We start from the raw sequence: 25,517 nt of genomic DNA on the forward strand, positions 1-25,517 counted from the left end.
GCTGCCGTCTCCCGGCCCTGCCTGGGCACTGCTTGAAAGTTGAGTCGGGTACGCTCAACTTGGTTGACAAAGTTGCCGGCCTGAGTAAACTTGAGTGCAGAAGGCTCAATAGGCTGCCGCATCTGTGGTGGCCGTCGGTCCAGCACCGGCGAGTGGGCCGCCACAGTGAACAAGGCCGCCGCTGCGGCCGCAAAGGAAGGACACGCGTATGTCTCGTGCAGTAGGTATCGACCTCGGAACCACCAACTCCGTTGTCTCTGTTCTGGAAGGTGGCGAACCCACCGTCATCGCCAACGCCGAGGGTGGCCGCACCACTCCGTCCGTTGTTGCTTTTTCCAAGTCCGGTGAGGTTCTGGTCGGCGAGATCGCCAAGCGCCAGGCCGTGAACAACATCGAGCGCACCATCGCCTCGGTCAAGCGCCACATGGGCACCGACTGGAAGGTCGAGATCGACGGCAAGAACTACACCGCCCAGGAAATCTCGGCCCGTGTGCTGCAGAAGCTCAAGCACGACGCCGAGTCCTACCTGGGTGAGAAGGTCACCGACGCGGTGATCACCGTGCCGGCGTACTTCAACGACGCCGAGCGCCAGTCCACCAAGGAAGCCGGCGAGATTGCCGGCCTCAACGTGCTGCGCATCGTGAACGAGCCGACCGCTGCCGCCCTGGCCTACGGCCTGGACAAGGGCAAAGAAGACGAGCTCATCCTGGTCTTCGACCTCGGTGGCGGCACCTTCGACGTGTCCCTGCTGGAAGTCGGCAAGGACGAGGATGACTTCTCCACCATCCAGGTCCGCGCCACCGCGGGCGACAACCGCCTCGGCGGCGACGACTGGGACCAGCGCGTCGTTGACTTCCTGCTGCAGCAGGCCAAGGCCAAGGGCGCCGACCTGTCCAAGGACAAGATCGCCCTGCAGCGCCTGAAGGAAGCAGCCGAGCAGGCCAAGAAGGAACTTTCCTCTGCCTCCTCCACCAACATCTCGCTGCAGTACCTCTCGGTCACCCCGGAGGGCCCGGTGCACCTGGACGAGCACCTCAGCCGTGCGAAGTTCCAGGACCTGACCAAGGACCTGCTGGACCGGACCAAGAAGCCGTTCCACGACGTCATCAAGGAAGCCGGCATCAAGGTTTCCGACATCGACCACATTGTCCTGGTGGGCGGCTCCACCCGCATGCCGGCAGTTGTTGACCTGGTCAAGGAAATGGCCGGCGGCAAGGAGCCGAACAAGGGCGTGAACCCGGACGAGGTCGTGGCCGTGGGCGCCGCCCTGCAGGCCGGCGTCCTGAAGGGCGAGCGCAAGGACGTCCTGCTGATCGACGTCACCCCGCTGTCGCTGGGCATCGAGACCAAGGGCGGCATCATGACGCACCTGATCGAGCGCAACACGGCGATCCCGACCAAGCGGTCCGAGACCTTCACCACTGCTGACGACAACCAGCCGTCCGTAGCCATCCAGGTCTTCCAGGGCGAGCGCGAGTTCACCCGCGACAACAAGCCGCTGGGCACCTTCGAACTGACCGGCATCGCCCCGGCCCCGCGCGGCGTGCCCCAGGTCGAGGTCACCTTCGACATCGACGCCAACGGCATTGTGCACGTGTCCGCCAAGGACAAGGGCACCGGCGCCGAGCAGTCGATGACCATTACCGGCGGCACCGCGCTGTCCAAGGACGACATTGACCGCATGGTCCGTGAAGCCGAAGAGCACGCTGCCGAGGACAAGAAGCGCCGCGAGGCAGCCGACGTCCGCAACTCGGCAGAGCAGCTGGCCTACTCCGTTGACAAACTGCTCGCCGACAATGACGACAAGCTGCCGGAAGAGGTCAAGACCGAGGTCAAGGCCGACGTCGACGCCCTGAAGTCCGCCCTGGAAAAGCAGGACAACGACGACGAGGTCAAGGCCGCGTTCGAGAAGCTCCAGGCGTCCCAGACCAAGCTGGGCGAGGCCATCTACTCGCAGGCCCAGGCATCCGGCGCAGCCGGTGCCGATGGAGCACCCGCCGGTGACGGGGCCTCCGAGGCCGGCGCCGACGAGGACATCGTGGACGCGGAAGTGGTCGACGAGGAAGACGAGAAGAAGTAACCATGGCCAACGGTAACGAAGAGGAACACCAGTCAGAGCCGGTGAACTTCCGCGACAACCGCAAGATCGATCCGGAGACCGGCAAGGTCCGCGGAGCTGCTGCCGGTAGCGGCGACGGCACGGCGGACCAGGCCGCGGGAACTGCTCCCGCAGCCGGTGCCGACGCGGACGCGCTGGCCCAGGCGGAGGAGATTCTCAACGGGGCCGAGGTCCCGGCGGGGGAGTCCGTGGCCCAGGGCACCACGTCGCAGGAAGCCGAGGAGCTCAGGAACGATCTGCTCCGGCTGCAGGCCGAGTACGTGAACTACCGCAAGCGGGTGGAACGCGACCGTGCGGTCGCCGGGGAAATGGCGGTCATCGGCGTGATGAACTCGCTGCTTCCGGTCCTGGATGACATCGACGCGGCACGCCAGCACGGCGACCTGGCCGACGGCCCGTTCGCTGCCATTGCCACCAAGCTGGACGGCGTGCTCAAGACCTACGGCCTGACCCGCATCGAGGAGACCGGCGTGGAGTTCGACCCGAACATCCACGAGGCCCTGATGCAGCAGCCCGACGCCAACGTGGAGGTGGACTCGGTCAGCCAGATCCTGCGTCTGGGCTACAAGTCCGGTGACCGCGTGCTGCGCGCCGCCCAGGTAGTGGTGGCAGTACCGGCTGAATGACACCCGCGGGGGTGCCGTGACGCGACAGAACAGATGACGGGTTGGTTTCCGGTCCGCCGGAAGCCAACCCGTCATCGTCCGGGCCGGAAGGCCCATAGACTTTGTGAAACTGAAAGGAGGCGCTTGCATGGCTAGCCAGGACTGGGTCGAGAAAGACTTCTACAAGATCCTCGGTGTCTCCAAAGATGCGTCCGACGCCGACATCAAGAAGGCCTACCGAAAACTCGCCCGGACGTACCACCCGGACACCAATTCGGGCGACGCTGCGTCGGAGAAGAAGTTCAAGGATGTCTCCGAGGCATACTCCGTCCTGTCGGACCCGGAGGAACGCGAGCAATACGACGCGATCCGGGCGATGGGCAGCGGCGCCCGCTTCAGCGCCGGCGGGCCGGGCGCTGCCGGCGGGCCCGGTGCCGGCGGCTTCGAGGACATCTTCGGCAACCTGTTTGGCCAAGGTTCGCGCACCCGGACCAGTTCCTCCGGCAACGTGCCGCCGGAGTTTGCCGACCTGTTCGGCGGTTTCGGTGGCTACCAGCAGCAGCCGCCGCGCAAGGGCACGGACCGCACCGCGAGCACCAGCATCTCCTTTGCCGGTTCGATCAACGGCACCACCATCGGGTTGCGCGAGCCCAGCGGCGAGGTCATCGATGTGCGGATCCCCGCCGGCATCAAGGACGGGCAGAAGGTCCGCGTCCGCGGCAAGGGCCAGCCGGGTCCGGCCGGCTCCGGCGACCTGATGGTGACCGTCAACGTCAAGCCACACCCCTTTTTCCAGCGCGACGGCGACAACATCCGGATCCACGTCCCGGTAACCTTCCCGGAGGCCGCCCTGGGAGCACAGATCGAAGTGCCGACGCTGGCCGGTGAATTCGTCAAGGTCAAGGTGCCGGCCGGAACGCCCTCCGGCCGGACGCTGCGCGTGAAGGGGCGCGGAGTGAAGACCTCGAAAAACACCGGCGACCTGCTGGTCACCATCGATGTGGTGGTCCCGCAGAACCTTGGCAAGGAAGCAGAAGAAGCGGTCAACGCCTTCGCGGCGGCGACAGCAGGCTCAGACCCGCGCGGCAACCTTGCCGCCAAGGCGCGGTTGTAGCGGGCCGGGTTTAGACCGGAAAGACCGGGCGGTAAAAGCGCGCAGCGCAGGAGGGAGAGCACCATGGGTATAGATATGAATGCGCCGATTTTCGTGATTTCCGTGGCCGCCGAACTGGCTGACATGCACCCGCAGACCCTGCGCCAGTACGACCGCCTCGGCCTGGTCTCCCCGTCGCGTCAGCGCGGCCGCCAGCGCCGCTATTCGCAGCAGGACGTCAACACGCTGCGCGAAGTCCAGCGGTTGTCCCAGGAAGGTGTATCGCTGGAAGGGATCAAGCGGATCCTGCAACTGCAGAATGAGGTCGCTGCCCTGCAGGCCCAGGTCCGGGAACTGTCCGAGGAACTGGTGTCCCGACAGCGCCGTGCCGATTCCAGCCGCGTGTTCGCCGCGGGGCTGGCCGGAGACGTGGTCAGCCTGGTCCGCGGCCAACGGCCGCGTCCGCGCAGCCAGGCACTGATGGTGTGGCGCCCGCAGCGTTGATCCCTTCACGGGCCGCCGCCCGCCGTGCCAGCTCCATGGCGCCGGCAATCCGGGAGGCCAGCGCTCCGCCCACGCCCGGGACAGCCAGCAGTTCCTCGACTGTGGCGTGCCGCAGCCCGGCCGGACCTCCCAGCTTTTTCAGGACCGCCTGCGCCAGTTCAACGCTGCTGGCGGTGCGCGATCCGGAGCCGACCACCAGGGCCATGACTTCCGCATCGCGCAGCCGGCGCATTCCGAATCGGGCAAGGCGCTCGCGCGGCCGGTCTTCTTCGGGCATCTCGGCAATGCTGGTATGGCTGTTCATGGCTTCACGCTAGAACCCCGCCCTCGCCGGCCGCAGGCCGGAGTCGGGCCGATGTGCGCGGAGGATGCCGCGACCACCTCTGTGGAGGCCGAGTCCCCAGCCGGAGTGGGCAGTACTGAACGGGCCAGGCAGAACCCGCAACCACCCGGTCCCCGTCCGGGCAGCTGCGGGCGGATGGCGGCGCTGGTTATTTGATCATGTCTCCGTTGGGGGCAACCACGTACCAGACCTCGTTCACGTCCTGCCCGGTGGTGTCGCCGGGGGCCTTGTCCTGGGCCCAGTAGTAGATCGGCATGCCGTTGAGCGTGACCTGCTTCTTCCCGTCGGGAGTGTCGATGAGCCCCACCTTGGCGGTGACCCCGTCGAGCTTCGGCTCGGTCTCGGCCAGTACCGGCGGCCACGCGGCCAGGCAATCGCCGGTGCAGGCGCTCTTGCCCGAGTTGGGAACATCTTTGGTGAAGTAGTAAACGGTCATTCCCTTGCCGTCCACGACGATGGTGCCGAGATTGGTCTTCGCGGTGGCCAGCGTACTGGCAGCGCCGGCCATATCGCTGCCGGCCTGCCCGCTCTCCGACATCTGCGGGGACGTCGATTCCGAAGCCATGCCGGATTCGCTCGCCGGCGGCGCCTGGGTGGCGGCGGGCTGTTCGGTGCCGGAACTGCCGCCGCAACCGGCCAGGACCAGCATGCCAGCGGCCAGCAGGGCGGCCCGGGCTGTCTGTGTGATTTTCATGAGGGTTCCTTTGCCGTCTCCCCGGTGCTGCCCGGAGCGCGGTGCCGCGGGGCGCGACCCGCTATTGGCAAAGACGACGCACGCGCCCACAATGGTTCAACGTCGGGCCGTCGGAAATTTCGCACCGATGTTTGCGGGACGGATGAACCGGTAGGCCGCCGCCGTCGTCGTACTGGATAGAAGAAGTCTGGACCGCGCCGGCCACCCGGCCACGGGCAGTACACAGGACGGTTCCCACCCAGGGAGGAGGCGGCCGTGTCACTTGATGACGAGGCTGTGGCCCGCCTCTACCGCGAGCACGCCACGGCGCTGCGGCGGTTCGTGCGCGCCGCCACTTCCAACGCGGACCAGGTGGAGGACGTTGTCCAGGAAACGATCCTGCGGGTGTGGAAACGCGGCCCGGAAACGGAGAACATGCGCGGCTACCTGTACCAGACCGCCCGGCACGTCATCATCGACGGTTACCGGCGCCGCAGCCGGCGGCCGGAAGAGGCCGAACTGGGCGAGGACGAGCCGGCCATTGAAGAAGACCAGTTTGACCGGCTGTTGCTGCGCGTGGTCATGGAGGAAGCCCTGGCACGGATCAGCGCGGACCACCGCAACATCGTTGTGGCCCTGCATTACCAGCGGCTCACAGCCGCTGAGGCCGCACAGTCGCTGGGCATTCCGCTGGGCACGGTGAAGTCGCGGGCGTTTTACGCGGCGAAGGCCCTGCGGTCGGTACTGGACGAGATGGGGGTGGGTCAGCCGTGAACACCAGCGAGGAACAGCACCAACTGCTTGGCCTCTATATTCTGGGCGGGCTGGATCGCCATGAACGGGCGGCCTTCGAAGAGCATCTGGCGGGCTGCCCGGACTGCCGGCGTGAAGCAGCCGAATTGGAGTCGCTGCCGGATCTGCTGGACGCGCTGCCGCGCAGCGTGGCGCTGGACTTGGAAACCCCGCCGCCGCATGAGCTCGAGGAACGCACCCGCGAACTGGTCGATGAACTGGCCCTGCGGCGCAGGAAAGAACGACGCCGGTGGACCGGGCTGGTGGCGGCAGTGGCGGGGGTGTGCCTGGTGGCCGGGGCATCGGTCGGGCCACTGCTGGCCCAGCAGCAGCAACCGCCGTCGGATACCTACACCATGACGGCCAGCGGCGGCCTGCAGGTTGACGTGGCCCTGGTGCACAAGACCTGGGGGACGGAGATGGCCGTGGCGGGGGAGAAGCTGCCCGAGGACGGCATCCTCACCCTGTGGGTGACGGATAAGTCAGGCTACACCTACCAGGTGGCATCCTGGCAGGCCACTCCGGCCGGCCGTGCCACCCTCACCGCGGCCTGCGCCATGGACACGGACCAGATCGCCCAGGTGGAACTGCGCCACGACGCGGACACTACGCTGGCGGCGGTGGCCACCAACTAAGCCCTGCCGGGGCCGGGATGGATCAGTTCCTGCGGTAGGCGAGGTCGAAGATCATCCGCCCCGCGTCGTGCGCCTTCTGCTCGAAGCTGGTCATGGTCCTGCCGGCGAAGCGGGGTGCCCAGCCGCCAAGATCGTCCATGCCTTCGCCGGTGCTGGCGTTGCCGGTGCTGACCGGGACCTTGCCCTCACGCACCGGCGCACCGCCCACAACCCCTTCGACGCCGCTTTCCCAGACCTGGGTCAAGGGGCTGCCGGCGCCGGTGCGCTCGCCGGCGTGCAGATTGCTGAAGTGCGGCGACGCATCGGCGACCCGGCGCATCTGGATTGCGTAATCGGACCAGTCGGTGGCCAACCGCCAGATTCCGCCCGGCTGCAGCACGCGGGCTGCCAGCTCCGCAAAGCTGTCCTGTACCAGCCGGCGCTTGTGGTGACGGGTCTTGTGCCACGGGTCGGGGAAGAACACCCAGAGCTCGGCGAGCGAGGCCTCGGGCAGCATGGTGGCCAGGGCCTCCGGGGCGTTCACCTGGGCGACACGGACATTGGCCAAGCCGCGCTGGCCGATCCGCAGCAGGGTTTGCGCCAGTCCGGGACGGTAGACCTCCAAGGCGAGGAAGTTCCGGTCCGGATCCTGTTCGGCGGCGTGACACACGGCTTCGCCCAGGCCGGAGCCAATCTCCACCACCAGCGGGGCCGAGCGCCCAAAGGCTGATTCCGGATCGAAGACGTAGTCCGGGTCCACCGTGGTGTCGCCGCCGTCCCGCGGGAGGTCGACGGCGAACTTCGGGGCGTAGTCGTCCCAGGCCTGCTGGCGGCGGCCCTGCAGCCGCGAGCCGCGGCGCACAAAGCTGACGGGCTGGGCGAGATGGACGGGCGGCGTGCGGCGCGCACCGTCGTCGTACGCGGAAGATTCAGGGGTGGTGGAGTTGCTGGTCATCCCTACCAGCGTATCGGCTGTGCGGGTGCGGCCCGGCCCTGCTGTTAGACTGGAGGTACTCGAAAACGCAATCGACGCGTTTTCCTGCGTCGATGAACGCTTTCATTTGCACCGCCGCTTTTCCGTCTGACGACGTGACCGGGCTGATCCGGGGCGGTTGGCACTGTCTGATTTTTCTTCGGCGACCCTGGGCTAACCTGCCGCGGGGACACTGACCGGAAGACATTTGCACTTTACTATGACTACTTTTGCTGCCCTTGGCGTGCCCAAGCCCCTCGCTGCGAAGCTCGCTGCCGACGGCATTGAAGCCCCGTTCCCCATCCAGGCCGAGACGCTGCCCGATACGCTGGCCGGCCGTGACGTGCTGGGCCGCGGCCGCACGGGCTCCGGCAAGACCCTGGCCTTCGCACTGCCGCTGGTGGCACGGCTGGCCGAGCGCGAAGCCGCCCATTTCCGCAAGCCGGGCCGCCCGCTGGGCCTGGTGCTGGCGCCCACGCGTGAACTGGCCACGCAGATCAACAACACCATCGAGCCGCTGGCTGCCGAGCTGGGCCTGAACACCACGGTGATTTACGGCGGCGTCTCGCAGCAGCGCCAGGAAAAGGCGCTGCGCGGCGGCATCGACATTGTGATTGCCTGCCCGGGCCGGCTCGAAGACCTGATGAAGCAGAAGATCATCACGCTGGAATCGGTGGAAATCACCGTGCTGGATGAGGCCGACCACATGGCCGACCTGGGCTTCCTGCCCGTGGTGAAGAAGCTGCTGGACACCACGCCGGCCGGCGGCCAGCGGCTGCTGTTCTCCGCCACGCTGGACAACGGCGTGGACAAGCTGGTGCAGCGCTACCTGTCCAGCCCGCTGACGCACTCCGTCGACGACCCGCAGGCCGCGGTCACCACCATGGAGCACCACGTACTGGTGACGCGCGACGCTTCGGAAAAGAAGCAGGTGCTCAACAAGCTGGCGTCCGGCACCGGCCGCCGCGTGCTGTTCACCCGCACCAAGCACCACGCCCGCAAGCTGGCCAAGGCGCTGACGGCCGCCGGCATCCCTGCGGTGGACCTGCACGGCAACCTGTCGCAGAACGCCCGCGACCGCAACCTGGCGGAGTTCTCCTCCGGCGATGTCCGCGTGCTGGTGGCCACCGACGTGGCGGCCCGCGGCGTGCACGTGGACGAGGTGGAACTGGTGATCCACGTGGACCCGCCCACCGAGCACAAGGCGTACCTGCACCGCTCCGGCCGCACCGCCCGCGCCGGATCCGACGGCACGGTGGTGACCCTGGCGCTGCCCGAACAGCGTCTCGAGGTCGGCAAGCTGATGAAGGCCGCCGGAGTGGACGTGGCCTTCGAGAATGTCACCGCTTCCTCCGAACTGCTGGTGAACCTGGTGGGCGAGGTCGCCGCACCGGTGGATCCGCAGTTGCGCGCCCAGCAGCAGGCGGCGAAGCTGCCGCAGCGCGGCGGCGGTACCTCTACCGGCGCCAACGCCCAGCGCAAGCGGGCCCTGCGGACCGGTGGTGGCCGCGGCAACGCCGCCCCCCGCAACGCCGGCTCCCGCAGCGGCGGACCCCGCACCGGGGACAGCCGCCAGCAGGCCGGTGCCGCCCGCGGCGGCCGGCCGGACTCCGGGCAGCGGCAGCCGTCGCGCGGAGAGGCCCGGGGCGGCCGCTCCCAGGACGTCGCGGCCCCCAGCCACGGCAGCCACCGGAGCAGCTCCGGCACTTCGGCTTCGGCCGGGCGCCAGTCCGCCGCCTCGGCAGGCGGCCGCACCGGCTCGGGCGCAGCACGCTCCGGCGCTGGCCGTTCCGGCGGCGCACAGCGCTCCGGCGGCGCCGCGCGCTCCGCGGGAGGTTCACAGCGCTCCGCCGGCGGCACCCGTCCGGTCTACCGCTCGGAAACACCGGCCGCCGAGCGCCCGGCCCGGCGGGGACCGCGCCGTGCCACGGCTCCGGCATCGCAGGAGAAGCGCCGGACCAGCTAGCCAGGCCGGAGCTAGCCAGGCCGGAGCTAGCCGCAGCCGGCTAGCCACATCCGGTTCCGGCTCCGGACCCCGGACTGACGAAGGCCGCAGGGTGACCCTCCATCTGGACGGGGCGCCCTGCGGCCTTCGCGCCGTCTTCCACCGGGAAATGGGTACCAGGACATGCGCTGCCGTCAGGTTCAGGGGCAATTCAGGGCCGACCCGCATAGCGGTCGACGGCGCCGACGGGCCAGAATGGAGGGATGAAGGCCCTTCTGAACATCATCTGGCTGCTCTTCGGCGGCATCTGGCTCGCCCTGGGATATTTCCTGGCCGGCATCGTGTGCTGCCTGTTGATCGTGACGATCCCGTTTGGCATCGCCTCGTTCCGGATCGCGGGCTACGCACTGTGGCCGTTCGGACGGATGGTGGTGGACCGCGGCGGACGCACCTACTTCCTGTCCACGGTGGGAAACATCATCTGGATCCTGGTGGCCGGCATCTGGATCGCGATCGGGCACGTGCTGACCGCTATCGCGCAGGCCATCACCATCATCGGGATTCCGCTGGCCATTGCGAACATCAAAATGATCCCGGTGTCCCTCACTCCGTTGGGCAAAGAGATCGTGTCCACCGACCGAATGTTCCGCGGTTATGTTGCCGGCTACCAGCCGGGCTCCGCTACCTGGCGCTAAGAGCTCCTGGCTCGGCCGCAAGGCGCGCCATCCAAACCGGCGGCCGTGTGATAAGCCCGCCGGTCTAGCTCGGGCGCTATTCGATCCGGAGCCGGTGGCTGTCGCTGAGTCCGGGTCCGCGGCGGGCTGACGCCGGCACCACAAAACGCCGTCCAGTCACGATCGTGGGGACGATGCGCACGAAATTGTTCTTCTCACCGGACTGCCAGGGGAACAGCGGCAGCATGGCCGATTCCAGCACGTCGTCGATGCTGATCATCCGCTGGGCGCTGCCCCGCGCCACCACGCTCCATGCCACGCTGGTGTCCGGATTGAAGCCGTCGACCTCCATCACCACCTCGTTGGCCAGGGCGGCGTCCAGCTTGGTGCCCGGGGCGGAGCGGAACACCAGGCTTCCGTGGTCTACCACGTAGTTGACCGGAAAGATCTCCGGATGGGACTCGACAATGACTCCCAGTCGGCCAAAGTCGGCGCTGCGGAACAACTTCCAGCAATCGTCCGCCGGCAACTGGGTGGTTGAAGACGGCATCTCGTTCGCGGTGGTCATGGCATCAGTGTATTGGTCCCCGGCGGGCCGGGACAGGGGTGGCCTCAGTGGGGCCAGCGCGGATTTGCCGTCGGAGACGCGGCTCGGAAATTCACGGCCAATGTGGTGCAATGCTCCCCATTATGTGTTGGAATTACCACACGAGCCGCACGCGGCTGAAGGGGACGGCCAGACGCATCGATCTGTCAGTGGGGGAGACAGCGCCTGTGCCCATGAGGAGGAGGCTCTGCCATGTCCGAACTAACTTCGGATTTGTCCGGCGAGTGGCGGTTCGATCCGGCGCATACGCGCATCGGCTTTTCGACCCGCCACGCCATGGTGACCAAAGTCCGGGGGGCGTTCAACGACATCGAGGGTGTCATCCACGCCGACGTGGATAACCCGGCCAATTCCTCGGTCAGGCTCAGCATCAAGGTCGCCAGCATCGATACCCGCAGCCCGCAGCGGGACGAGCACCTGCGGACGAACGATTTCTTTGACGCGCCCAACTACCCGGAGATCACGTTCGTCAGCACGCGAATCGACCAGGTGGAGGCCGGCAACTTCATTGTCAACGGTGACCTCACCATCCGCGGCGTCACCAAGCAGGTGGCGGTGCCGATCGACTTTATCGGCGTGGAACGCGACCCTGGCGGACAGTTGCGCGCAGGCTTCGAAGGTTCCCGACGCATCGACCGCCAGGAGTTCGGCGTCAAGTGGAACACTGCCCTGGATTCGGGCGGCATGCTGGTCTCAGACCGCGTGATGCTGGAATTCGAAGTCTCCGCCGTCAAGGTGGAATCCACCCGGCAGTAGGGGCCCCGGCAGTAGGGCCCGGCAGTAAGGGCCCCGGCGGCAAGAGACGGCGAGCCGCGCTCAGTCCTCGGCCTGGTACACCGAAATCAGGGCAGCGAACCCGCGCCCGCTGACCTCCGCGGGAACAGCTGAGCCGACCACGGTGTCGTAGGTGTCCAGCGGGTGCAGGCTGCCGTCCGCGGACGCCTGCGCCTGGCCCTGCAACAGCATCAGGAACTGGCCGTCGGCGACCGTCAGCAGTTGCTTCTTGGACAGTTCAACGATCAACAGTCCCGCGCCCCAGGCCCCGCGGCGCGCCATGACATTCAGTGCCCGGCACGGTCCGGTGGGCAGGCTGCATTCGGCGCTGCTGCCGCCGTCGAACCGGAATGGCCGGAACCGTTCCATCTGGTGCTGCGTGCCGTCCACGGTCAGGAAGGCGACGTCGCCGTCCACTACGGTGAAAATCCGGTCCATGCCGGGGAATTCGGAAAAGCTGCCGTCCGAACCGACGTCCGCCAGGCTCAGCCGCCATGCCGGGAGCCCGTCGGCGCCCGCGGCGCCGGCCGCTACCTCCCGGGTCACACCGCCGCCGTTCCGCCACCGCTGTTCCTTCAGCGACGCTGCAGGGATGATGTCCATGGGGCTCCTTGTCCGGATGTTATAGCTGCCGGTTCCAGTTCAGCACATATGCGTCCTGGTAGCCGTCCGGGCCGCTGATCGCCGTCGTCTCGTTGCGTTCGAATCCCAGCGACCTGACGATGCGGAGGGGCGCGGTGTTGTCCGGATGCACCAGCGCTAGGATCGGCGGTAACTCCAGGAACTCGTTGACGTGGACGACGACGGCGCCCACCGCCTCGCGTCCGTAGCCGCGGTGCCACACGGCCGCGTCGAAGCGGAAATAGAGGTTCAGCACCGGCCGGCCGGACAGCGATACATGCCTGACCCCGGCGAAGCCGATGGCCTCTTCGCGGCCGGGCAGGCGGACCGCAAAATAGCCCACCCCGTAGTTTTCCCACTGGGCTTCCCAGCGCTGGAAGAGGCCGTCGGCTTCCTCGTTCCATTGCAGCGCGTCCGACGGGTTGAAGCGCGTGGTGCGCCGGTCGGAGAGGATGCGGAACATGGCGTCGATGTCTCCCGGGGTCGGCTGGTTCAGCAGCAGCCGGGCCGTTTCCAGCATCGTTTCCATTGACCGCCCACCTCGGTTCTGGATGTTTGAGCACGTCCCGCCTACAGCCTAGGCGTCCGAAGCCCTTCCGGGCAGCCCATGGTAGCGACAGGATAGTAAGAGTCAACGGGCGCAGCAGCCTGTGGATAACTTTACTTTGAAAGTTGAGTTGACTAGACTCAAGTTAGTTATTTCGACCAGTACTACTGCGGCTGGCCAGATCCATCAGGGAGTGAAAGGGAGATGAGCGTTGGACGCTAAATTCACCACCAAGAGCCAAGAGGCGCTGTCGGCTGCTGCCATGAATGCGTCAACGGCTGGCAATCCTCAGATCGAACCAGCCCACCTGCTCAAGGCCCTGATGGACCAGCGCGACGGCGTGGCCGTGGCCGTGCTGAAGTCGGCCGGCGCGGACCCGGACTCGGTGAGCGTGCAGGCGAGTACCGCGATCAAGGCGCTGCCGTCGTCGTCGGGATCTTCGGTAGCGCAGGCCCAGTATTCCCGGGGGCTGCTCCAAGCGGTCCAAGCGGCCCAGCAGGAGGCGGAGCAACTGGGGGATACCTATGTCTCCACCGAGCACCTGCTGCTGGGGCTCTCGGCGGACAGCTCCGCCGTCGGTAAGATCCTGCGGGACGCCGGCGCCTCGCATGAGGCGCTGCTCGCCGCGCTGCCGGGCGTCCGCGGAGACCGGAAGGTCAACAGCGCGGACCCCGAGAATACCTTCCAGGCGCTGGAGAAATTCGGCACCGACCTGACCGCCATAGCGCGCTCCGGCAAGTTGGATCCGGTGATCGGCCGCGACTCGGAAATCCGCCGCGTGGTCCAGGTGCTCTCGCGCCGGACCAAGAACAATCCGGTGCTGATCGGCGAGCCCGGCGTCGGCAAAACCGCGGTGGTGGAGGGGCTCGCGCAGCGGATGGTGGCCGGCGATGTGCCCGAATCGCTGCGCGGCAAGACGCTGATGTCGCTGGACCTCGCCGCCATGGTGGCCGGCGCCAAGTACCGCGGCGAGTTCGAGGAGCGGCTGAAGGCCGTGCTGGAGGAGATCAAGAACTCCGACGGACAGATTGTCACCTTCATCGACGAGATCCACACCGTGGTCGGTGCGGGGGCGTCCGAAGGTTCGATGGACGCCGGCAATATGCTCAAGCCGATGCTGGCCCGCGGCGAGCTCAGGCTGATCGGCGCCACCACGCTGGACGAGTACCGCGAAAACATCGAGAAGGACCCGGCGCTGGAGCGCCGCTTCCAGCAGGTCTACGTGGGCGAGCCGAGTGTGGAGGACACCATCGGCATCCTGCGCGGGCTCAAGGAACGCTACGAGGCGCACCACAAGGTCTCCATCGGCGACTCGGCGCTGGTGGCCGCCGCGACCCTCTCCAACCGGTACATCTCCGGCCGGCAGCTGCCGGACAAGGCCATCGACCTGGTGGACGAGGCCGCCTCGCGGTTGCGGATGGAAATCGACTCCGCGCCCGAGGAGATTGACCAGCTGCGCCGCGCCGTCGACCGGCTCACCATGGAAGAGCTGGCGCTGGCCAATGAAACGGATGCGGCCTCGCGGGACCGGCTGGAAGCGCTGCGCGCCGACATGGCGGACAAGAAGGAGCAGCTGGCCGGCCTCAACTCCCGCTGGGAAGCGGAAAAGGCCGGGCTGAACCGGGTGGGCGACCTGAAGGCCAAGCTGGACGAGCTGCGCTCGCAGGCGGACAAGTCCCAGCGCGAGGGCGACCTGGCGGAGGCTTCCCGGATCCTGTACGGCGAGATCCCGACGCTGGAGAAGGAATTAGCCACTGCGCAGGCCGCCGAAGCGCAGGGCGGAGCCGACCGCGACCTGATGGTCTCCGAGGAGGTGACAGCGGACGATATTGCCGAGGTCATCTCCGCGTGGACCGGCATCCCGGCCGGACGCATGCTGCAGGGCGAAAGCCAGAAGCTGCTGCACATGGAGGAATTCATCGGCTCCCGGCTGATCGGCCAGAGCAAGGCGGTGGCCTCGGTGTCCGACGCGGTGCGGCGTGCCCGTGCCGGCATCAGCGACCCCGACCGGCCCACCGGCTCGTTCCTCTTCCTGGGCCCCACCGGCGTCGGCAAGACGGAACTGGCCAAGGCGCTGGCGGACTTCCTGTTCGACGACGAACGCGCCATGGTCCGGATCGACATGAGCGAGTATTCGGAGAAACATTCCGTGTCCCGACTGGTCGGTGCCCCGCCCGGCTACGTGGGCTACGAGGAGGGCGGCCAGCTCACCGAGGCCGTGCGCCGTCGGCCGTACTCGGTAGTCCTGCTGGATGAGGTGGAGAAGGCCCATCCCGAGGCCTTCGACATCCTGCTGCAGGTGCTCGACGACGGACGCCTCACCGACGGGCAGGGCCGCACGGTGGACTTCCGCAACGTGATCCTGGTGCTGACCTCCAACCTGGGCTCGCAGTTCCTGGTGGACCAGTCCATGGACCAGGAGAAGAAGCGCGAAGCCGTCCTGAACGTGGTGCACGCCAGTTTCAAGCCCGAGTTCCTCAACCGGCTGGATGACGTGATCATCTTCGATCCGCTGAGCATCGAGGAGCTGTCCCGGATCGTGGACCTGCAGGTGGCCTCGCTCGCGGCCCGGCTGGCCGACCGCCGGCTGGTGCTGGAGGTCACGGACGCGGCTCGGGAATGGCTGGCGCTGGCCGGCTTCGATCCGGCCTTCGGCGCCCGGCCGCTGCGCCGGCTGGTGCAGCGCGAGATCGGCGACAAACTGGCCCGGGGCCTGCTGGCCGGCGAGATCAGCGACGGCGACACCGTGCTGGTGGATGCCCCGGAAATCGACGCCGCGGCCGGGGCAGGCGGCCTCACCGTGCAGGCAAAGGTAGGTGCGGTCCGCAACGGCTAACCGCCTGCCGGAGATAGAAAGCCCGGCGGAACACAACAGTCCGGCGACGCCGCGTGAGCGGTGGTCGCCGGACTGTTTGCGTCGGCGGCCTTACTGGCCCACCAGCGTGCTGGTGATCTCCTCGCCTTCATCGGCGATCTTGAAGCAGTCGATCCTGCGGTCGCCCTGGGCCCAGGTTTCCTTGGACGGCATCCCGTAGGAGTCCTTCAGCTCCGGCTGGTCGGCCGCGGAGTCGTTGAGGACGACGGCGGTGCAGACCTCCTGTGCCTTCAAGTTCAGTTTGTCGGCACCCGGGAATTCTTCATCGGCGCCATAGGAGAACGTTCCGACCAGCTGCGCCGTGTGCGGGGTGTCGCAGGTGACCACGGTGGCGTCACGCATGACGGCCTCGAAATCGGTGAAGCATTGGCCCTGCTGGAAGTCGAACGGCGAGACATCCTCGGCGATCACGCCGTCGGCGTTGGCTGTCTCAGCTTTGCTCTGCGACGACGACGGGCTGGCCGCACCGCCGGCCGGTGAACTGTTGGTCAGGCTGGAAACGATCAAGGCGATGATCACGATGGCTACAATGACCACCGCGCCGATAATGACCAGCGGCTTCCAATCGATGTTCCGGCCCGAGCCGGCAGCCGAATCCTCAGTTGCGCCGTCGTCGGCACTGCCTGGGGGCAGGCCGCCGTCGTTGTCAGTGCTTGGGGCCGTGCCGCCGTCGGGGGTGGAATACCACTTCTTTTCCGGTGCGGAACCGTCGGTACTCGCCGGTGCGGATTCCCAGTCCGACGGCGGGAGCACGGGCGACGTCGGTGACACCGCGGGCGACGACGGGGCGGCAGGCGACGCCGGGGCGGCTGTGGACGTCGGCCAGGGCTCCGGTGAGTGCGCGTCCGGGATCGCCGCGTCCTGGATCGACTCAACGCTGTCCAGCCGGTCCTGGTCGCCCGCAGCCGCTCCCGCCGGCGCGGTGCCGCTGACTTTGATGTCGTCCTCGCGGTTGCCTCCGACCAGGCGGCCGGCAGCCTCAGCTTCCTCCTCTACCGCCTGGGCCTCAGCGGCAGCAACGGCCACATCGGCCTCGGCTGCGGTTTCGTCGCTGATCCGCGCCTCATGCAGGGTCGGTTCGGCCAGTTCGACGTCGTCGGCGCTCACATGGAGGTCAGGTTCCTGCACGTTGGGATCCTCCGGGCCCTCTGGTGAAGGCCTCCCGCGGTCCTCAGGCCGCTTGTCCTGTTCGCTCATGGGGAAACTTGCCTTCCGTGCGTGCTGTCCTCCGGGAGAAAAGGAGAACTGGTCCACGATGACTTTAGCCAACAATCCCGTTGTGCGGCACGATTTTGTCGTTTCCTGCCGGCGGGGAGCCGCTTCTCGGCCGCTGGCCACCGTGCCACGAGCAGCGTGGAAAACCATGTACCCTAGAGGTACGACAGAATTGATCAATTATTCCGGAGCCTCGTGCGTCTTACCGTGCGACCACCTCCGGATCGACGTACAAAGGGGGTCACGCCATGGGGCGCGGCCGTCAGAAGGCAAAAGCAACCAGGCAAGCCCGGGACATGAAGTACTACAGCCCGGCCACTGACCTCACTGCTCTCCAGCGCGAACTCGGCGCTGCGAAACGCCACACCTCCGACGCATTCTCCGATAGCCCGCCTGAGCCGGACTATTCGGGTTATGAGGACAAGTACGCGGATCAGTACGACGACGACGAGGACGAAGGCAGCCGCAACGTCGGCTAGCCGGCCTCGGGCGCTCCGTCGCTGCCGGGCGTCATTTATCTGCACCGGCCCTGCTTGAGCTATGCGTGGTTTAACGCGCAGCGCCCCGCCACCTTCCTCAACGGATCTGTCCCAGTAATCGGGGACACCGGTTCCGGAGGGGACGCAGCGGTGCGGTAGTCGGGACCCTAAAGCTCCTGCAACAAGATCGGCTCGGTGGTCGGCTGCGGTGACCCTCCTGCTGGCTCAACCGTGAGGCCCACGTGGGTCGCACCGGAAATGTCCTCCAGCATGTTCATGCTGGTCTGCCCGGTGGCTGCGATCAGTCCTGCAGGTACAGCCCCCTCGTCGGAAATCAGCCACAGTTCGTAGGCGCGGTCCTCCGCCAAGGCTGGGAGGCCTTCGGCGATCACCGCTGCCTTGCCGCTCTGGGCAGAGACCGCGATGTTGACCACCGCACCATCCGGCAAACGGCCCGGTATCACCTTCGAATCCGGCGCCATCAGGACAGACAGGACTTCTGCCTGCTGGTGGGCGAGCGCCTGCAAGTGCTGTTCGGTCTGGGACTGCTCGCTCGCCAGGCCCACGGCCCAGCCGCCCAAGGCAGCCGTGGCGACCAGCAGGATGCCCGCCGCCGCGCCCAGCCAGCGCACCGCCGTCGTACTCTTCGGCGAAGCCTTACCGGGGCTGGCGCCGGTTTCTCGAGACTTCCGTCCGACATTCACATCCGTCACGACGGCATCCACCGGCAGTTGCCGGGTGTTCCGGATGGAGGCCATCACTTTGTCCTTCAACTCCGGCGGCGGTGCAACGGCCGGCGTCCCGTAGGCCAGCATCGCCGCGGTCTCGCTCAGGCCTCGGAGCTCCTCCCGGCTGTCCTCGTTGGACAAGGCATGGCGTTCGAAAGCCGCCCGTTCGTCGTCGTTCAGGGCGTTGAGGGCGTACGCGCCGGTCAGTAGATGCAACTGCTCGTCCATCACGCCACTCCCAACTTGTCTCTCAAGCGGATCATTCCGTCCCGGATCCGCGTTTTCACTGTTCCCACCGGAATATGCAGCATGGTGGCGACCTCCCGGTGCGTATGGCCGCCATAGTAAGCCAGCTTGATGGCTTCGCGCTGGTTGTCGGTCAATGTGTCAAGCGCCTTGGCTACCCGTTCGGATTCAAGCCGAAGTTCCACCGTATCGGCGACGTCGTCGTAGCTGGCCTGGTATTCCTTGACCCCTTGCCGCAGGTCCCGATCGGCGCTGGCCTGGCTGGCGCGGACCCGATCTACGGCCCGCCGGTGCGCGATCACCAGAATCCAGGAGAGGGCCTTGCCTCGATCGGCGTCGAATCGTCCGGCCTGTTGCCAGACTTCCACGAAGACTTCCTGGGTGACTTCCTCACTTTGGGCGGGGTCGCGGACCACCCGCCGGACCAGGCCGAAAATGGTGGGCGCCACGGCGTCATACAGGGCCTCAAAAGCGGCTTCGTCGCCCAACGCCACGCGGCGGATGAGTTCCTGATGCGTCGCTGGTCCGGTCGGTTCCACCGACCGCAGCCATGGCAATCGCATGGGGTCAAGGTTCTCATGGCCGTCGGCCATGGTGTACCTCCTGACTCCTGTGTCGGCAGTTTAATTCCCGGCTGCAGCCCGGAGCGGCTGCTTGTCCCAGGTACGACGGCGGCTGTGGGCCGCCGTCGTACCTTCCCCCATCCCCCCCCCAACCGGAGGGCTCGCTGCTACTTGCCCGGAGGCATCAGCACCGAGTCGATCAGGTACACGGTGGCATTAGCGGTCTGGACGCCGCCGCACACCACCTTGGCGCCGTTGACCATCAAGTCATCGCCGCTTCCAGTCACCTCCACGGATCCGCTCTGCACCGTGGCGTGCTCACCGGCAATCTCCGCCGGGGCTAGCTGGCCCTCCACCACGTGATAGGTGAGGATGCTGCTCAACATGTCCGCGTCCGACTTGAGCTTCTCCACTGTTGCCGCGGGAATCTCCTCAAACGCCGCATCGACCGGCGCGAAGACGGTGAATTCTCCGCTGTTCAGCGTGTCGACCAAGTCCACGTCGGGATTAAGCTTGCCGGAGACAGCTGCCGTGAGTTGGGTCAGGATCGGGTTGTTAGAGGCGGCGACAGCCACAGGATCGGCGGCCATTCCCTCCACAGAACCGGCGCCGTCGGGAACCTGCGCGGCGTAATCGGCGCAACCGGATCCAACCAGATTTGCCATCGGGTCTCCCATCGAGCTGTCGGATTCCCCAGCCGCCATCGACTCGGACGACATCGAGTCGGTGCCGCCGGTCTCCTCACTGGCGGCACCCGGCGCCTCCGACTCACCGGAGGCACCGCAAGCGGCCAGTCCCAAGGTTGCTGCCGCTACGAGTCCCAGTCCTGCAAACGTCCTGCTAGTGCTCTTCAACATGGCATTTCTCCTTACTGGGTTGGCGGCTGCCGCCGCCCTGTCCCAGGAGGCGGAACCTCCGGGCTGTCATCGTGTATTCGGAGGAGCGGGCCCGGCGGATTGGACATCGAGGAAAAGTTTTCCAAGCGGCTCAGGGCTCAACGGTGACGGAGATGGAATGCCACCCGGAGGCGCCGTTGGGGATCGGGTCCGCCCGGTCCGGGGTCTGCAGTCCGTCGACCGAGTCGTAGGCGCGTACCCGCAGGTAGTGTCGCCCGGGCTCAGCCCGCCAGCTGAAGGACCACTGACGCCACGTGTCAATGCTGGCTTCCGCGGCGAGCACGGCCTCCCGCCAGGGGCCGTCGTCCACCTGGATTTCCACACGGTCAATGCCCCGCTGTTGAGCCCAGGCAGTGCCGCCCACTGCCACATCTCCTGCCGGCACACTGGCAAATGGCCGCGGCGCCTCGATCCGCGATGCCGTCTTGATCGGCCCGCGATCGGACCAGCCGCGGTCCGTCCAGTAAGCGGTCTTGTCCTGGAAGCGGGTGACCTCCAGATCCACAACCCATTTGGTGGCCGAAACGAAACCGTACAGACCCGGGACCACCATTCGGACCGGAAATCCGTGTTCCAAGGGCAGCGGCTCGCCGTTCATCCCGACGGCCAGCAGCGCATCCCGGCCGTCCCTGAGCGCTTCCAAGGGGGTGGAGGCGCTGAAGCCATCGGCGCTTCTCGACAGCACCATATCGGCGCCGGACAGCGGACGCGCCCGGTCCAGTAGCTTCGCCAGCGGATAGCCGAGCCACCGGGCGTTTCCCGCCAGCTCGCCGCCCACCGGGTTGGAGACACAGGCTAGGGTCACATGCGACTCGACGAGGTCCAGCTCCAGCAGTTCCGGGAAGGACAGGGTAAATTCCTCGTCCACCATCCCGTGGACCCGCAGCTGCCAGCTCGCCGGGTCCACTTGTGGAACCGCCAGCGCCGTGTCGATCCGATAAAAGTCAGCGTTTGGCGTGATGAAAGGGACGACGCCCTGCACCGGTGACTCCACGCCCGACGGCAAGGCTTTGGCAGGGACCGCCGCAGCTGGCAGACGCAAGGCACGGCGGATCTCTTGGATGCCGCCACGCACACCCTTAAGCGCCGAGCCGCTGGCAGCCAAGACAGCAGCGGCCACGGTGAGGACGGCAGCGGTGGCAAAGAAGGAGCGTCGCGAGGGCGTCGGATCGGCATCCGAAGCACTGGCAGCACCTGGTGGCGGCAGCCGGTGCACCAGCAGCCGGAGGGCGGCCAGGCCGGCCACGGTTCCGGCCGCCGTCGGCAGCAGGTCGAAAAGTTCGGCGCCTGACCGGGTGATCACGGCCAGGGCGAGAACGCCGCCCAGCAGCAGCACGGCGGCGGCGCCGTCCCGCCAGCGGCGCCGGGCGAGCAGTCCGACCAGCGCCGCCAGAATGGCCGTCACGGCGCCCATGGCCACCAACAAAACGGCTTTGTCGGCCGTCCCGAAGGTGTCCACGGCGAAGTTCTTCAGCCAGGTCGGCGTGACATCGATGAACGCCGCTCCCACAGCGATCAAGGGAGAGGCGGCGGGGCGGAACCAGACGCCCACCAGCTCTGCGCTGCCCAGCAGGAGACCAGCGGACACCACGCCGGCAGCGGCGGCCAGGACGGATCGGGGCAGTCGTCTAAAAGTCTTCACACCTTGTCTTCGGAGCCGGAGCCGGCCCGTATTGGACCCCAGCCTTAACCGACCCAATCCGTCCGGCAACTCGTTCCGAATTGTTGGCAGGTGTCCGCGGCTGAACAGACCGGGATGCGGGCGCCGGAAACGGTTGACGAGAGGAGAACATCATGGTCCGGACAGACAACACAGGTGTCGGCAGCGGCCGGCGGTCCGCGGTGCAGAACGCCGCACTGCTCATTGGCGCAGTATTCCTGGTGGTCGGCGTCCTCGGGTTTGTGCCAGGCATCACCACGAATGTGGGCGAGCTCAGCCTGGCCGGACACCACTCGGGAGCCATGTTGCTGGGGGTGTTCCAGGTGTCGATCCTGCACAACATCGTCCATTTGCTCTTCGGCGTGGCCGGAATTGCGCTGTCGCGTAGCCGTGCCGGTTCGCGGAACTTCCTGATCTGGGGCGGGGTCATCTACCTGGTGCTGTGGATCTACGGGCTGGTCGTCGGACATGATTCTCCGGCCAACTTCGTTCCGCTGAACAACGCGGATAACTGGCTGCATCTGGTGCTTGGTGCGGGGATGCTCGGACTGGGCTTGTTGCTCGGTCGCGGGCAGGTGGCCGCAGACCGTTGAGCGATCGCCCACGGCAGTCCTGCCGTGAACGGCAGCGGATCGGCGTCATGGCCCCGCTGGCTTAGCCTGCCCGTTCCACACGGCGAGGACGCGCCGGTGTTTGGCGTCCCCGTCGGGCCGCATGTCCACCAAGGCTGCCTGCTCTACGTGGACGACGTCGCCCGAGTGAAGCCTTCCTTCTGCCTGGTGGCTGATGTGCGGTCGGAAGTTCTGGCGCATGTGGTGCGGGCTGAGCAGATGGACGTCGGTGCCGAGGGCGTCGAGCAGGCGGTCGTGCAGCAACTGCAGTTGTGGGTGTGGTTCCACCAGCGACACCGGGACGGAACGGTTCCGGCCAAAGAAGTCGTCCGCCCCGGCGCGGACCTCAAAGGCTTGCAAGCCGGAGAACGCGGGGTCTATCCGCTTCGTCACACCGTCGGGCGGCTCTTTGCTGTCGAAGCGCGCCAGCGTGATGTGCAGTGGCCATTCGCTCCGCTCGAACGTGTGTCCGGCCCGCACCGGTTTGATGAACACCACCACCACGTACGCACCCATACGCCCAGTGTCCCACCGGGGTGTGAAGTGCGGACCTGTCCGCCACAGCAAACCGCCCCTGTACCGGTTGGTGCAGGGGCGGTTCGGCGTCTATGACGGCTGGTCAGCGAGGACTCAGGCGTAGGAATTGACCAGGTGGACGGCACCGCCGTCGACGCCCTTGGCGCCCTGGACAAAGTCGACGCCGCCCAGCGATGAGTCGACGGGAGCAACCTGCCCCATGACCCAGGCCGGCATGCCGCGCTCGTTCAGCCGCTGCAGGGCGGCATCGGCCCCGGCCGCGTCCACGATGGCCACCATGCCGACGCCGAGGTTGAGCGTCCGCTCCAGATCGGCCTGCGGCACGTTGCCCAGTTCCCCGATGAGTTTGAAGATGGCGGGCAATTCCCAGGTGGAGCGGTCCACCGTGGCCATCAGCCCTTGTGGCAGCACCCGTGCCAGGTTCGCGGCCAGGCCGCCGCCGGTGACGTGGCTGAAGCCGTGTACCCCGGCCGCCTCAAAGCGGGCCAGGTCCAGGCAGTCTGCCGCGTAGACGCGGGTAGGTTCCAGCAGTTCCTCGCCCAGTGTGCGGCCGAGTTCGGTCACCTGCCGGTCCAGGGCCCAGCCGGCGTGGTTAATCACGCGGCGGACCAGGGAGTACCCGTTGGAGTGGATGCCGGAGGACGCCATGCCGATCACGACGTCGCCGTCCTTGACCCGCTCGGGGCCGAGCAGCGCGTCGGCCTCCACCAATCCGGTGGCGGCGCCGGCAACATCGTATTCGTGCTCGCCCAGCAGGCCGGGATGTTCGGCCGTTTCGCCGCCAACCAGAGCGGTGCCGGCCACCTCGCAGGCGGCCGCGATGCCACGCACAATGTCCGCGATCCGTTCCGGGACCACCTTGCCGCAGGCGATGTAGTCGGTCATGAACAGCGGCTCCGCGCCCACCACCACAATGTCGTCGACGACCATGCCGACCAGGTCGAACCCGATGGTGTCGTGGATATCCATCGCCTGCGCGATGGCCACCTTGGTGCCCACGCCGTCGGTGGACGTGGCGAGCAGCGGCTTGCGGTACTTCAGCAGGGCGGAGACGTCGTACAGCCCGGCGAAACCGCCGACCCCGCCGATCACGTTGGAGTTGTGAGTGGCCTTGATGGCACCCTTCATCAGCTCAACCGCCCGGTCGCCGGCTTCGACGTCGACGCCGGCGCTGGCATAGGTGATCTGGCCCTGTTCGGGGGAGGTCATACTCGCTCTTTCTTGTCTTCGGCGGTCAGGAGATTCTCCAGGTCCGAGTCCGGCCCTGGGTCGCAGGAGCCGTGCTCCGGTTCTTCGCCGCTGCGCTCAAGCAGATTTTTGCCCAAGCGGTCCGCGGACGGCAGCTCAATCGGATACTCGCCGGTAAAGCAGGCGGTGCACAGCCGCTCGCGCGGCTGTTCGGTGGCCTCGATCATGCCGTCTTCGGAGATGTAGCCAAGGCTGTCCGCTCCGAGGGAGGCCCGGACATCCTCAACGCCGATGCCGTTGGCGATCAGTTCGGCCCGGCTGGCGAAGTCGATGCCGTAGAAGCACGGCCACTTGATGGGCGGCGACGAAATCCGCACATGCACCTCGGCCGCGCCGGCTTCCCGCAGCATCCGGACCAGGGCACGCTGGGTGTTGCCGCGGACGATCGAATCGTCGATCACCACCAGCCGCTTGCCCTGCACCACCGACTTCAGCGGGTTGAGCTTCAGTCGGATTCCCAGCTGGCGGATGGTCTGGCTGGGCTGGATGAACGTCCGGCCCACGTAGGCATTCTTGACCAGCCCCTGGCCGTAGGGGATGCCGGATGCTTCGGCATAGCCGATGGCTGCCGGTGTTCCGGATTCAGGGGTGGGGATTACCAGGTCGGCCTCGACCGGATGCTCTTTCGCCAGCTTGCGGCCCATCTCCACACGCGCGGCGTGGATGCTGCGGCCGTTGATGGCGGTGTCCGGCCGGGCCAGGTAGACGTACTCGAACACGCAGCCGGCAGGTTTTTTCTCGGCAAAACGCTGGGAGCGCAGTCCGTTCTCGTCGATCGCGATGAACTCACCGGGCTCGACTTCCCGGACGAAGGAAGCGCCGACAATGTCCAGCGCAGCGGTCTCGGAGGCCACCACCCAGCCGCGCTCCAACCGGCCGAGCACCAGCGGACGGACTCCCGCGGTGTCGCGGGCAGCATACAGGGTGCCCTCATCCATAAAGGTGAAGCAGAACGCGCCGCGCAGCTTGGGCAGCAGTTCCATCGTGCGCTCTTCGAGCGACTGGCCTTCCTGGCCGGCCATCAGCGCCGTGACCAGCGCGGTGTCAGTGGTATTCCCCTGGGCCATCTCGCCGCGGTCGGGCTTGCCGAATTTCTCCAGCACCTTGTCGTACAGCTCCGCGGAGTTGGTCAGGTTGCCGTTGTGGGCCAGCGCCACCGTCCCGGTTGCCGTCGCCCCCAGCGTGGGCTGCGCATTGGCCCAGGTGGAGCCGCCCGTCGTGGAGTAGCGGCAATGGCCGACGGCGATGTGCCCGGTCAACGTGTTAAGCGTCGTTTCGTCGAAGACTTGGGACACCAGGCCCATGTCCTTGTAGACGTTGATGCGCTTGCCATCGCTGGTTGCAATGCCGGCGGACTCCTGTCCGCGGTGCTGCAAAGCGTACAAGCCGTAGTAGGTCATTTTTGCTACTTCTTCACCGGGGGCCCAGACGCCGAAAACGCCACAGGCATCCTGGGGTCCTTTTTCGCCGGGGAGAAGATCATGGGAGAGTTTTCCGTCACCGCGTGCCACCCGCTTATTCTCTCATGTGCCCGACGGGCAGCATCATCGAGGTGACGGGAATTACGGCCGGCCC

26 protein-coding genes are annotated in these 25,517 nt (G+C 66.9%); 12 read left to right on the plus strand and 14 right to left on the minus strand.

The genetic code is table 11. From position 1 onward, the window contains the following. Positions 1-208: 208 nt before the first annotated feature. The 4 genes from dnaK (at position 209) to E4J89_RS08865 (ending at position 4,321) form a co-directional block, all read left to right on the plus strand. A complete protein-coding gene (gene dnaK / locus E4J89_RS08850) occupies positions 209-2,080 on the plus strand; it encodes a molecular chaperone DnaK (protein ID WP_136785765.1) in 1,872 nt (623 codons plus the stop codon). A 2-nt stretch (positions 2,081-2,082) separates the two neighbouring features. Further along, positions 2,083-2,745, plus strand: a complete 663-nt coding sequence (locus E4J89_RS08855) for a nucleotide exchange factor GrpE (RefSeq protein ID WP_136785766.1) — start codon at positions 2,083-2,085, stop codon at positions 2,743-2,745. Between the two features lie 127 nt (positions 2,746-2,872). Next, positions 2,873-3,838: a DnaJ C-terminal domain-containing protein gene (locus E4J89_RS08860; RefSeq protein ID WP_136785767.1), complete on the plus strand. Its 966-nt coding sequence runs from the start codon at positions 2,873-2,875 to the stop codon at positions 3,836-3,838. A 63-nt stretch (positions 3,839-3,901) separates the two neighbouring features. Beyond that, on the plus strand, positions 3,902-4,321 hold the full coding sequence (locus E4J89_RS08865; protein WP_136785768.1) for a MerR family transcriptional regulator: 420 nt from the start codon (positions 3,902-3,904) through the stop codon (positions 4,319-4,321). On the opposite strand, the gene E4J89_RS08870 is transcribed toward E4J89_RS08865, so the two are convergent. Together E4J89_RS08870 and E4J89_RS08875 are read right to left on the minus strand one after the other, a co-directional pair. After that, positions 4,251-4,625 (minus strand): UPF0758 domain-containing protein, encoded by a 375-nt coding sequence (locus E4J89_RS08870; RefSeq protein WP_136785769.1) that lies wholly within the window; start codon positions 4,623-4,625, stop codon positions 4,251-4,253. The genes E4J89_RS08865 and E4J89_RS08870 overlap by 71 nt on opposite strands. A 187-nt stretch (positions 4,626-4,812) precedes the next feature. Further along, positions 4,813-5,358: a hypothetical protein gene (locus E4J89_RS08875; RefSeq protein ID WP_136785770.1), complete on the minus strand. Its 546-nt coding sequence runs from the start codon at positions 5,356-5,358 to the stop codon at positions 4,813-4,815. 255 nt (positions 5,359-5,613) lie between these two features. Here E4J89_RS08875 and E4J89_RS08880 point away from each other — a divergent pair, with 255 nt between their 5' ends. Together E4J89_RS08880 and E4J89_RS08885 are read left to right on the plus strand one after the other, a co-directional pair. After that, complete coding sequence (locus E4J89_RS08880) at positions 5,614-6,111, plus strand: sigma-70 family RNA polymerase sigma factor (RefSeq protein WP_136785771.1); 498 nt, start codon at positions 5,614-5,616, stop codon at positions 6,109-6,111. Beyond that, on the plus strand, positions 6,108-6,764 hold the full coding sequence (locus E4J89_RS08885; RefSeq protein ID WP_136785772.1) for a zf-HC2 domain-containing protein: 657 nt from the start codon (positions 6,108-6,110) through the stop codon (positions 6,762-6,764). The genes E4J89_RS08880 and E4J89_RS08885 overlap by 4 nt, the downstream gene beginning before the upstream one ends. 22 nt (positions 6,765-6,786) lie before the next feature. On the opposite strand, the gene trmB is transcribed toward E4J89_RS08885, so the two are convergent. After that, positions 6,787-7,698: a tRNA (guanosine(46)-N7)-methyltransferase TrmB gene (gene trmB / locus E4J89_RS08890; RefSeq protein WP_136785773.1), complete on the minus strand. Its 912-nt coding sequence runs from the start codon at positions 7,696-7,698 to the stop codon at positions 6,787-6,789. Between the two features lie 238 nt (positions 7,699-7,936). On the opposite strand from trmB, the gene E4J89_RS08895 reads away from it, so the two are divergent. Continuing rightward, complete coding sequence (locus tag E4J89_RS08895; protein WP_136785774.1) at positions 7,937-9,682, plus strand: DEAD/DEAH box helicase; 1,746 nt, start codon at positions 7,937-7,939, stop codon at positions 9,680-9,682. A gap of 242 nt (positions 9,683-9,924) precedes the next feature. Then, positions 9,925-10,356, plus strand: coding sequence for a YccF domain-containing protein (locus E4J89_RS08900; RefSeq protein WP_136785775.1), 432 nt, complete (start codon positions 9,925-9,927; stop codon positions 10,354-10,356). 76 nt (positions 10,357-10,432) lie between these two features. Here E4J89_RS08900 and E4J89_RS08905 read toward each other — a convergent pair whose 3' ends face one another. Next, positions 10,433-10,903 (minus strand): pyridoxamine 5'-phosphate oxidase family protein, encoded by a 471-nt coding sequence (locus E4J89_RS08905; protein ID WP_169303950.1) that lies wholly within the window; start codon positions 10,901-10,903, stop codon positions 10,433-10,435. Positions 10,904-11,134: 231 nt separating this feature from the next. Between E4J89_RS08905 and E4J89_RS08910 the strand changes: the two genes are divergently transcribed. Continuing rightward, complete coding sequence (locus tag E4J89_RS08910; protein ID WP_136785776.1) at positions 11,135-11,698, plus strand: YceI family protein; 564 nt, start codon at positions 11,135-11,137, stop codon at positions 11,696-11,698. 60 nt (positions 11,699-11,758) lie between these two features. Here E4J89_RS08910 and E4J89_RS08915 read toward each other — a convergent pair whose 3' ends face one another. Together E4J89_RS08915 and E4J89_RS08920 are read right to left on the minus strand one after the other, a co-directional pair. Further along, entirely contained in the window at positions 11,759-12,319 is a 561-nt protein-coding gene (locus E4J89_RS08915) for a HutD family protein (protein WP_136785777.1), read from the minus strand. A 19-nt stretch (positions 12,320-12,338) separates the two neighbouring features. Further along, on the minus strand, positions 12,339-12,866 hold the full coding sequence (locus E4J89_RS08920) for a GNAT family N-acetyltransferase (protein ID WP_136785778.1): 528 nt from the start codon (positions 12,864-12,866) through the stop codon (positions 12,339-12,341). 229 nt (positions 12,867-13,095) lie between these two features. Between E4J89_RS08920 and clpB the strand changes: the two genes are divergently transcribed. After that, on the plus strand, positions 13,096-15,720 hold the full coding sequence (gene clpB / locus E4J89_RS08925) for an ATP-dependent chaperone ClpB (protein ID WP_205754444.1): 2,625 nt from the start codon (positions 13,096-13,098) through the stop codon (positions 15,718-15,720). 90 nt (positions 15,721-15,810) lie between these two features. Here clpB and E4J89_RS08930 read toward each other — a convergent pair whose 3' ends face one another. After that, on the minus strand, positions 15,811-16,956 hold the full coding sequence (locus tag E4J89_RS08930) for a septum formation family protein (protein ID WP_169303951.1): 1,146 nt from the start codon (positions 16,954-16,956) through the stop codon (positions 15,811-15,813). A 266-nt stretch (positions 16,957-17,222) separates the two neighbouring features. On the opposite strand from E4J89_RS08930, the gene E4J89_RS08935 reads away from it, so the two are divergent. Further along, positions 17,223-17,453, plus strand: coding sequence for a DUF3073 domain-containing protein (locus E4J89_RS08935; protein ID WP_136785780.1), 231 nt, complete (start codon positions 17,223-17,225; stop codon positions 17,451-17,453). Between the two features lie 167 nt (positions 17,454-17,620). Here E4J89_RS08935 and E4J89_RS08940 read toward each other — a convergent pair whose 3' ends face one another. The 4 genes from E4J89_RS08940 to E4J89_RS08955 form a co-directional block, all read right to left on the minus strand. Then, positions 17,621-18,409 (minus strand): anti-sigma factor, encoded by a 789-nt coding sequence (locus E4J89_RS08940; protein ID WP_136785781.1) that lies wholly within the window; start codon positions 18,407-18,409, stop codon positions 17,621-17,623. Next, on the minus strand, positions 18,409-18,990 hold the full coding sequence (gene sigK, locus E4J89_RS08945; protein ID WP_136785885.1) for an ECF RNA polymerase sigma factor SigK: 582 nt from the start codon (positions 18,988-18,990) through the stop codon (positions 18,409-18,411). The genes E4J89_RS08940 and sigK overlap by 1 nt, the downstream gene beginning before the upstream one ends. A 167-nt stretch (positions 18,991-19,157) precedes the next feature. Beyond that, positions 19,158-19,847: a fasciclin domain-containing protein gene (locus tag E4J89_RS08950; RefSeq protein WP_136785782.1), complete on the minus strand. Its 690-nt coding sequence runs from the start codon at positions 19,845-19,847 to the stop codon at positions 19,158-19,160. Positions 19,848-19,977: 130 nt separating this feature from the next. Next, positions 19,978-21,528 carry a molybdopterin-dependent oxidoreductase gene (locus E4J89_RS08955; protein ID WP_240691810.1) on the minus strand — a complete coding sequence of 517 codons (1,551 nt, stop codon included), beginning with the start codon at positions 21,526-21,528 and terminating at the stop codon, positions 19,978-19,980. Between the two features lie 152 nt (positions 21,529-21,680). On the opposite strand from E4J89_RS08955, the gene E4J89_RS08960 reads away from it, so the two are divergent. After that, the gene (locus E4J89_RS08960; RefSeq protein WP_136785783.1) at positions 21,681-22,139 is read left to right on the plus strand and encodes a DUF4383 domain-containing protein; all 459 of its coding nucleotides are present in this window, start codon (positions 21,681-21,683) and stop codon (positions 22,137-22,139) included. 45 nt (positions 22,140-22,184) lie between these two features. On the opposite strand, the gene E4J89_RS08965 is transcribed toward E4J89_RS08960, so the two are convergent. The 3 genes from E4J89_RS08965 to purF all read right to left on the minus strand — a co-directional run bounded on the left by E4J89_RS08965 (position 22,185) and on the right by purF (position 25,453). Further along, positions 22,185-22,673: a 2'-5' RNA ligase family protein gene (locus E4J89_RS08965; protein WP_136785784.1), complete on the minus strand. Its 489-nt coding sequence runs from the start codon at positions 22,671-22,673 to the stop codon at positions 22,185-22,187. A gap of 114 nt (positions 22,674-22,787) precedes the next feature. Further along, positions 22,788-23,903: a phosphoribosylformylglycinamidine cyclo-ligase gene (gene purM / locus E4J89_RS08970; protein WP_136785785.1), complete on the minus strand. Its 1,116-nt coding sequence runs from the start codon at positions 23,901-23,903 to the stop codon at positions 22,788-22,790. Next, positions 23,900-25,453 carry an amidophosphoribosyltransferase gene (purF, locus tag E4J89_RS08975; protein ID WP_136785786.1) on the minus strand — a complete coding sequence of 518 codons (1,554 nt, stop codon included), beginning with the start codon at positions 25,451-25,453 and terminating at the stop codon, positions 23,900-23,902. The genes purM and purF overlap by 4 nt, the downstream gene beginning before the upstream one ends. Between the last annotated feature and the right edge of the window lie 64 nt (positions 25,454-25,517).

The organism is Arthrobacter sp. CAU 1506 (genome assembly GCF_005047635.1).
Lineage (GTDB): Bacteria > Actinomycetota > Actinomycetes > Actinomycetales > Micrococcaceae > Crystallibacter.

What these genes read in the sequence shown, in the direction of transcription:
- dnaK (WP_136785765.1), top strand. Translation starts at nt 209, where the DNA reads ATGTCTCGTGCAGTAGGTATCGACCTCGGAACCACCAACTCCGTTGTC.
- E4J89_RS08855 (WP_136785766.1), top strand. Translation starts at nt 2,083, where the DNA reads ATGGCCAACGGTAACGAAGAGGAACACCAGTCAGAGCCGGTGAACTTC.
- E4J89_RS08860 (WP_136785767.1), top strand. Translation starts at nt 2,873, where the DNA reads ATGGCTAGCCAGGACTGGGTCGAGAAAGACTTCTACAAGATCCTCGGT.
- E4J89_RS08865 (WP_136785768.1), top strand. Translation starts at nt 3,902, where the DNA reads ATGGGTATAGATATGAATGCGCCGATTTTCGTGATTTCCGTGGCCGCC.
- E4J89_RS08870 (WP_136785769.1), bottom strand. Translation starts at nt 4,625, where the DNA reads ATGAACAGCCATACCAGCATTGCCGAGATGCCCGAAGAAGACCGGCCG.
- E4J89_RS08875 (WP_136785770.1), bottom strand. Translation starts at nt 5,358, where the DNA reads ATGAAAATCACACAGACAGCCCGGGCCGCCCTGCTGGCCGCTGGCATG.
- trmB (WP_136785773.1), bottom strand. Translation starts at nt 7,698, where the DNA reads ATGACCAGCAACTCCACCACCCCTGAATCTTCCGCGTACGACGACGGT.
- E4J89_RS08895 (WP_136785774.1), top strand. Translation starts at nt 7,937, where the DNA reads ATGACTACTTTTGCTGCCCTTGGCGTGCCCAAGCCCCTCGCTGCGAAG.
- E4J89_RS08900 (WP_136785775.1), top strand. Translation starts at nt 9,925, where the DNA reads ATGAAGGCCCTTCTGAACATCATCTGGCTGCTCTTCGGCGGCATCTGG.
- E4J89_RS08905 (WP_169303950.1), bottom strand. Translation starts at nt 10,903, where the DNA reads ATGACCACCGCGAACGAGATGCCGTCTTCAACCACCCAGTTGCCGGCG.
- E4J89_RS08910 (WP_136785776.1), top strand. Translation starts at nt 11,135, where the DNA reads ATGTCCGAACTAACTTCGGATTTGTCCGGCGAGTGGCGGTTCGATCCG.
- E4J89_RS08915 (WP_136785777.1), bottom strand. Translation starts at nt 12,319, where the DNA reads ATGGACATCATCCCTGCAGCGTCGCTGAAGGAACAGCGGTGGCGGAAC.
- E4J89_RS08920 (WP_136785778.1), bottom strand. Translation starts at nt 12,866, where the DNA reads ATGGAAACGATGCTGGAAACGGCCCGGCTGCTGCTGAACCAGCCGACC.
- E4J89_RS08930 (WP_169303951.1), bottom strand. Translation starts at nt 16,956, where the DNA reads ATGAGCGAACAGGACAAGCGGCCTGAGGACCGCGGGAGGCCTTCACCA.
- E4J89_RS08935 (WP_136785780.1), top strand. Translation starts at nt 17,223, where the DNA reads ATGGGGCGCGGCCGTCAGAAGGCAAAAGCAACCAGGCAAGCCCGGGAC.
- E4J89_RS08940 (WP_136785781.1), bottom strand. Translation starts at nt 18,409, where the DNA reads ATGGACGAGCAGTTGCATCTACTGACCGGCGCGTACGCCCTCAACGCC.
- sigK (WP_136785885.1), bottom strand. Translation starts at nt 18,990, where the DNA reads ATGCGATTGCCATGGCTGCGGTCGGTGGAACCGACCGGACCAGCGACG.
- E4J89_RS08950 (WP_136785782.1), bottom strand. Translation starts at nt 19,847, where the DNA reads ATGTTGAAGAGCACTAGCAGGACGTTTGCAGGACTGGGACTCGTAGCG.
- E4J89_RS08960 (WP_136785783.1), top strand. Translation starts at nt 21,681, where the DNA reads ATGGTCCGGACAGACAACACAGGTGTCGGCAGCGGCCGGCGGTCCGCG.
- E4J89_RS08965 (WP_136785784.1), bottom strand. Translation starts at nt 22,673, where the DNA reads ATGGGTGCGTACGTGGTGGTGGTGTTCATCAAACCGGTGCGGGCCGGA.
- purM (WP_136785785.1), bottom strand. Translation starts at nt 23,903, where the DNA reads ATGACCTCCCCCGAACAGGGCCAGATCACCTATGCCAGCGCCGGCGTC.